Genomic DNA, 4,816 nt, shown 5'->3' with positions numbered 1-4,816 from the left:
GTGAGAACACTTTCTAACACCACGGTGCGGCAGCGCCGCCTGAGCGCTACTTGGGCTGGTCGGCCGTGGGCAGCGGTGTTACGGGGACGCCCTTGGGCACGAAGAGCGTTTCCGCCTGCTCAAGGGACATGCCGTTGGTCTCCGGCACCTTGAACATGACAAAGAAGAACGACGCCGCAGCGAACGCTGCGTACATGGCGTACGTCAGCGGAAGCGAGGCTGCCGCCATGACAGGAAAACTAAGCGTGATGGCGAAGTTGGCAATCCACTGCGCTGCCGCGGCCAGGCCAAGGGCGCGTGCGCGGATGCGTGAAGGGAAGATCTCGCCCAACAGGACCCACACCAGGGGTCCCCAGGAAGCTCCGAAGCTGATCACGAAGACGTTGGCTGCCACCAACGCAGCCGGACCCCAGCCGCCGGGCAGGGAAATGGCCGTGCCGGTTCCGGTAGCCGAGGAAAACGCGACTGCCATGACCCCGAGGGACACGGCCATGCCAATGGAACCCGTCAGCAGGATCGGACGACGACCCACGCGGTCCACCAAGGCGATGGCCACCAAGGTGACCAGGATGTTGGTGACCGAAGTTGCCACTGAGATGGTCAGCGAGTCCTTTTCCTGGAAGCCGACTGCCTTCCACAGCGTGGTGGAGTAATAGAAGATCACGTTGATGCCCACGAACTGCTGCAACACCGACAGGATGATGCCGATCCAGACCACGGGCTGCAATCCGAATGCCTTGCCGCGCAGGGAGCCCTTCTTGCTGGAGAGTTCGTCCTCCTGGATTCCCTCGCGGATCTCGCGGATGTGGCGCTCGATGTCTTCGCCGGGCATGATGGCGTCGAAGACCTTGCGGGCTTCGTTGTCCTTGCCGTTGAGCACAAGGAATCGCGGGGACTCGGGCAAGCGGTAGGCGATCAGGCCATAGACGGCGGCCGGCAGGGCGCAGGCAATGAACATCCAGCGCCAAGCCTCGATGCCCAGCCAGAAGTCGTTGGCGGCGCTGCCCGCGGAGTTGGCCAGCAGTGCGTCGGACAGGAGCGCGGCGAAGATGCCGGTGGTGATGGCCAGCTGTTGGAGTGAGGCCAGACGGCCACGTACGTGGCGGGGCGAGATCTCCGAAATGTAGGCGGGGGCGATCACCGATGCCAGGCCGATGCCGAGCCCGCCCACGAGGCGCCAGAAGATAAGGTCCCAGACGCTGAACGCCAGGCCCGTTCCAAGGGAGCTCACCAGGAAGAGGATGGCGCCGATCTTCATGGCCGGGATGCGGCCATAGCGGTCGGCGACTTTGCCGGCCAGGTAAGCACCCAAGGCGCATCCAAGCAGGGCGATGGCAACCGCAAAACCGGTCACGGCCCCGCTCAGAACGAACTCATCCTTCATGGCATCGACGGCCCCGTTCACAACGGACGAGTCGAAGCCGAACAGGAATCCGCCGACAGCTCCCGCGACCGCCAGGCCGACCACCTTTCGGGAGACTGGTGGGGTGCCTTCAGCGCTGGAGTTGGACATGGTTCTCCCTTGGGACTTGTGGTTGGGATTCGCGGTGCAGTCGTCATCGGCTTGACCGACGGGGACGCCGGTGCACACGCGCTACACAGTGTGGCACGTCATATCGGACAACTTCCAGTCACAAGGAAAGGATGACATGCATTCACTAAGTGAATGCATGTCATCCCTTTTGGATCCTCAGGCGTCAATTCCCGCTCTGAAGTGGGCTTTTGACCTTTGTTGCGTCAATGAAATGAACACAAGGAGTCGTCGGGTCCGTGAATTAAAGAAGTAAGCCTAGTGAGCCGGGGCTGCTTCCTTGGCGGCCGACTTGGGGTCGGTGAGCTTCTTGTTGGGCAGGGCGAAGCTGATCAGGAAGGCGATAACCATCAAGCCCGCCGCAGTCAGCATGACGACATCGATTGCTTGCGCGAATCCCTCAGTGATGGGCCTCGTGAGGGTGCTGTTGGCTGCGTGGACCCAGCTGGTGTCATTGAGGGAGTCGTTGCTTGCGCCGTTCTTGAAGAAATCGAACAGCTTGGCGTTGGCGGGGTCGCCGGCAACGGCAGGGTCCTTCATCACGGCTTGGTAATCGGGGTTGGAGACCGCGGTCTTCATGCCATCGGCGATCTTGTCGGCGGCCAGGCTGAACAGCAGGGAGATGAAGACGGCAGTGCCGACGGCTCCGCCCATGGAGCGGAAGAACGCTGCCGTGGAGGTTCCCACACCCATATCCTTGGGCGGGACGGAAACCTGCATCGCCAGTGTCAGCGGCTGCATGCAGAAGCCCAGTCCAACGCCGAAGAACACTGCAATCAGCCCCGGCACCCAGAGCCCGGTATCGACTCCCAGGACGAGGCCCATGGTCAGGGCGGCCCCGGAAAGAATGGCCGTGCCAAGGATGGGGAAGATCCGGTAGACGCCGGAGGATGAGATGGTGCGGCCGGCGCTGATGGACCCGAACAGGATGCCGATGGTGAAGGTGATCATCATGAGGCCGGCTTCGGTGGGGGTGAGGCCCTTGACCAACTGCAGGTACATGGGGAGCATCGCGATGGCACCAAACATTCCGATGCCAATGATGAAGTTCAGCAGCGACGAGAGCCCGAAGGTGGCGTTGCTGAACAGTCGAAGCGGGATGAGTGCGTAATCGCCGGCCTTCTTTTCGACGTACAGGAAGGCTCCGATGCCCACCACGCCGAGTCCGTAGCAGAGCCAGGAGGCGCCCGAGGCCCAACCCCAGGTGCGGCCCTGCTCGGCGACCAGAAGCAACGGCACAATCCCCAACGTGATGGTGGCAGCACCCCAGTAGTCGATCTTCTGCTTTACATGCCGGGCCGGCAGATGCAGGAACATATAAACCACAACCAGCGCGGCAAGGCCGATGGGGAGGTTGATGAAAAAGACCCAGCGCCAACCGTCAAAACCGAGGATGTTGCTTGCACCGGCCAGGGCGCCGCCGATCACGGGCCCCAGGACCGAGGAAATGCCGAATACGGACATGAAGTAGCCCTGGTACTTGGCCCGGTCCTTCAAAGCAACAATGTCCCCGATGATCGTAAGAGCCAGGGCCATGAGGCCGCCTGCTCCAAGCCCTTGCACGCCCCGGGCCATTGCGAGCTCAGTCATGGAATTGACCGAACCCGCATACAGCGAACCGGCCAGGAAGATCGCAATGGCCACCAGATACAGCGGGCGTCGGCCAAAGATGTCGCTGAGTTTGCCGTACAGGGGTGTGCTGACGGTGGATGTGATGAGGTAGGCGGTAGTTGCCCACGCTTGGAGGGACAGTCCATCAAGATCGTTGGCGATGGTGTAGATGGACGTCGACACAATGGTCTGATCCAGTGAGGACAGGAACAGGCCGAGCATGAGTCCCACCATGACGGTGAGGGTCTGACGGTGGGTCAGCACCTCGCCGGCGGCCCTGGCTGAGGCGTATTTGGACATGTGGTTCTCCAAGGAAGCAGAAGGAAATCGGGAAGCGACAGATAGTTGCTTTCAGTAACTATCCTAATCCCTGTTTGATTCCCGAAGGAATTGCCGGACGGAACCGGGAATCCTTAGCGTTCCACCAGGATGCCGTCGGGATCGCTGTACACCATGACGCCGGGCTGGATCCGGACATGGTCGATGACGATCTCCACGTCGACTTCCCCTACGCCGGTTTTGGCGCTCTTTTTGGGGTTGCTCCCCAGGGCCTTTATGCCAAGGGACAAAGTTGCCAGCGCTTCACGGTCCCTGACTGCCCCGTTGATGATGACGCCCGCCCATCCGTTGGCCACGGCGCTCGCCGCGATCAGGTCCCCCATGAGGGCGGTACGCAATGACCCTTGGCCGTCAACAACCAGGACAGCGCCTTCACCGGGAGTAGCAAGCACGGTCTTGACGAGTGCATTGTCCTCAAAGCACCGGATAGTCCGGGCCGGTCCGCTGAAGTGCGATTCACCGCCGAAGTTTTGAAACTGTACAGAGATGGATTCCAGGTCCTCGCCGCGCTCGTCGTAGAGATCGGCCGTGTTCAGATGCTCGCTCAAGGTTTCTCCTTCTGGGTGTGATGCCACACTAACGCTGGAATCGCGCGGGCGGCACGGTTGACCGGATCTATGTGGATATGACGGGCGCGCAGGAGGGTTGGGCGCCCTCCGCCCGCGCTAGGCTGAAGCCAAACACTTGAAACAGGGGGGAACCTGCCATGAGTTTGTCCGACCTTCCGGGGCCGGTCCCCGACCCTTTGATCGGAGCGTCAAGAACGACGACGGCACTCGCCGAACCCGTGGAACGCGTCCGGGGACTGTGGGTCACCGGCGTGGTGCTGGTCAACCTTGGCATCAACGCCGCTTTCTTCGGTCCTCTCCAGGTCCTCCTGGGGCAACAGGCGGAGCATTTCAACGCTGCGGAGAAGGAAGCAATCCTGGCATTGGTGACCGGGTGCGGCGCTGCTGTTTCCTTGGTTGCCAACCCGCTCTTTGGTGCCTTCAGTGACCGGACAACCTCACGCTACGGACGCCGCGTTCCCTGGGTCCTGATGGGGGCGATCCTTGCCGCTGCGGCTTTGGTCGCCTTGGCCGGTGCCCCCAATGTTGCCGTCATGACCTTGCTGTGGTGCCTTGTGCAGGCCGGGGCGAACGCTATGTACGCCGCGATTTTTGCAGCTGTCCCGGACAGGGTTCCCGTTCCACAGCGGGGAACGGTGGGCGGTTTGGCCGCTATGGGCCAGACGGTCGGCATTCTGGTCGGCGCGGTGATTGCCGCCGTCGTTGCCGGTAACTTTGCCGCGGGATACTGGGTGTGCGCCGCGGCGCTGCTGGCCGGCATAGTGCT

Annotated in this window: 4 protein-coding genes; 1 reads left to right on the top strand and 3 read right to left on the bottom strand. The window is 61.9% G+C overall.

Features of this window, described 5'->3' with window-relative positions; genetic code table 11:
* Positions 1 to 46 precede the first annotated feature (46 nt).
* The 3 genes from OCL88_RS20725 to rraA form a co-directional block, all read right to left on the bottom strand.
* Positions 47 to 1,513, bottom strand: coding sequence for a sugar porter family MFS transporter (locus tag OCL88_RS20725; protein ID WP_264963800.1), 1,467 nt, complete (start codon positions 1,511 to 1,513; stop codon positions 47 to 49).
* Between the two features lie 276 nt (positions 1,514 to 1,789).
* Complete coding sequence (locus OCL88_RS20720) at positions 1,790 to 3,442, bottom strand: MDR family MFS transporter (RefSeq protein ID WP_264963799.1); 1,653 nt, start codon at positions 3,440 to 3,442, stop codon at positions 1,790 to 1,792.
* A 113-nt stretch (positions 3,443 to 3,555) separates the two neighbouring features.
* Positions 3,556 to 4,029 carry a ribonuclease E activity regulator RraA gene (gene rraA, locus OCL88_RS20715; RefSeq protein ID WP_166185947.1) on the bottom strand — a complete coding sequence of 158 codons (474 nt, stop codon included), beginning with the start codon at positions 4,027 to 4,029 and terminating at the stop codon, positions 3,556 to 3,558.
* 158 nt (positions 4,030 to 4,187) lie between these two features.
* On the opposite strand from rraA, the gene OCL88_RS20710 reads away from it, so the two are divergent.
* Positions 4,188 to 4,816, top strand: a 629-nt coding sequence (locus OCL88_RS20710; RefSeq protein ID WP_264963798.1) for an MFS transporter, incomplete at its 3' end; no start/stop codon positions are given.

Source organism: Paenarthrobacter sp. PAE-2 (assembly GCF_026013155.1).
Classification (GTDB): Bacteria; Actinomycetota; Actinomycetes; order Actinomycetales; family Micrococcaceae; genus Arthrobacter; species Arthrobacter ureafaciens.
The sequence above is the reverse complement of the archived record's forward strand: the minus strand, read 5'-3'. Positions and strand labels throughout refer to the sequence as shown.

Excerpts from the sequence above, each read along its gene's own strand:
- OCL88_RS20720 (WP_264963799.1), bottom strand. The coding sequence starts at position 3,442 with ATGTCCAAATACGCCTCAGCCAGGGCCGCCGGCGAGGTGCTGACCCAC.
- OCL88_RS20725 (WP_264963800.1), bottom strand. The coding sequence starts at position 1,513 with ATGTCCAACTCCAGCGCTGAAGGCACCCCACCAGTCTCCCGAAAGGTG.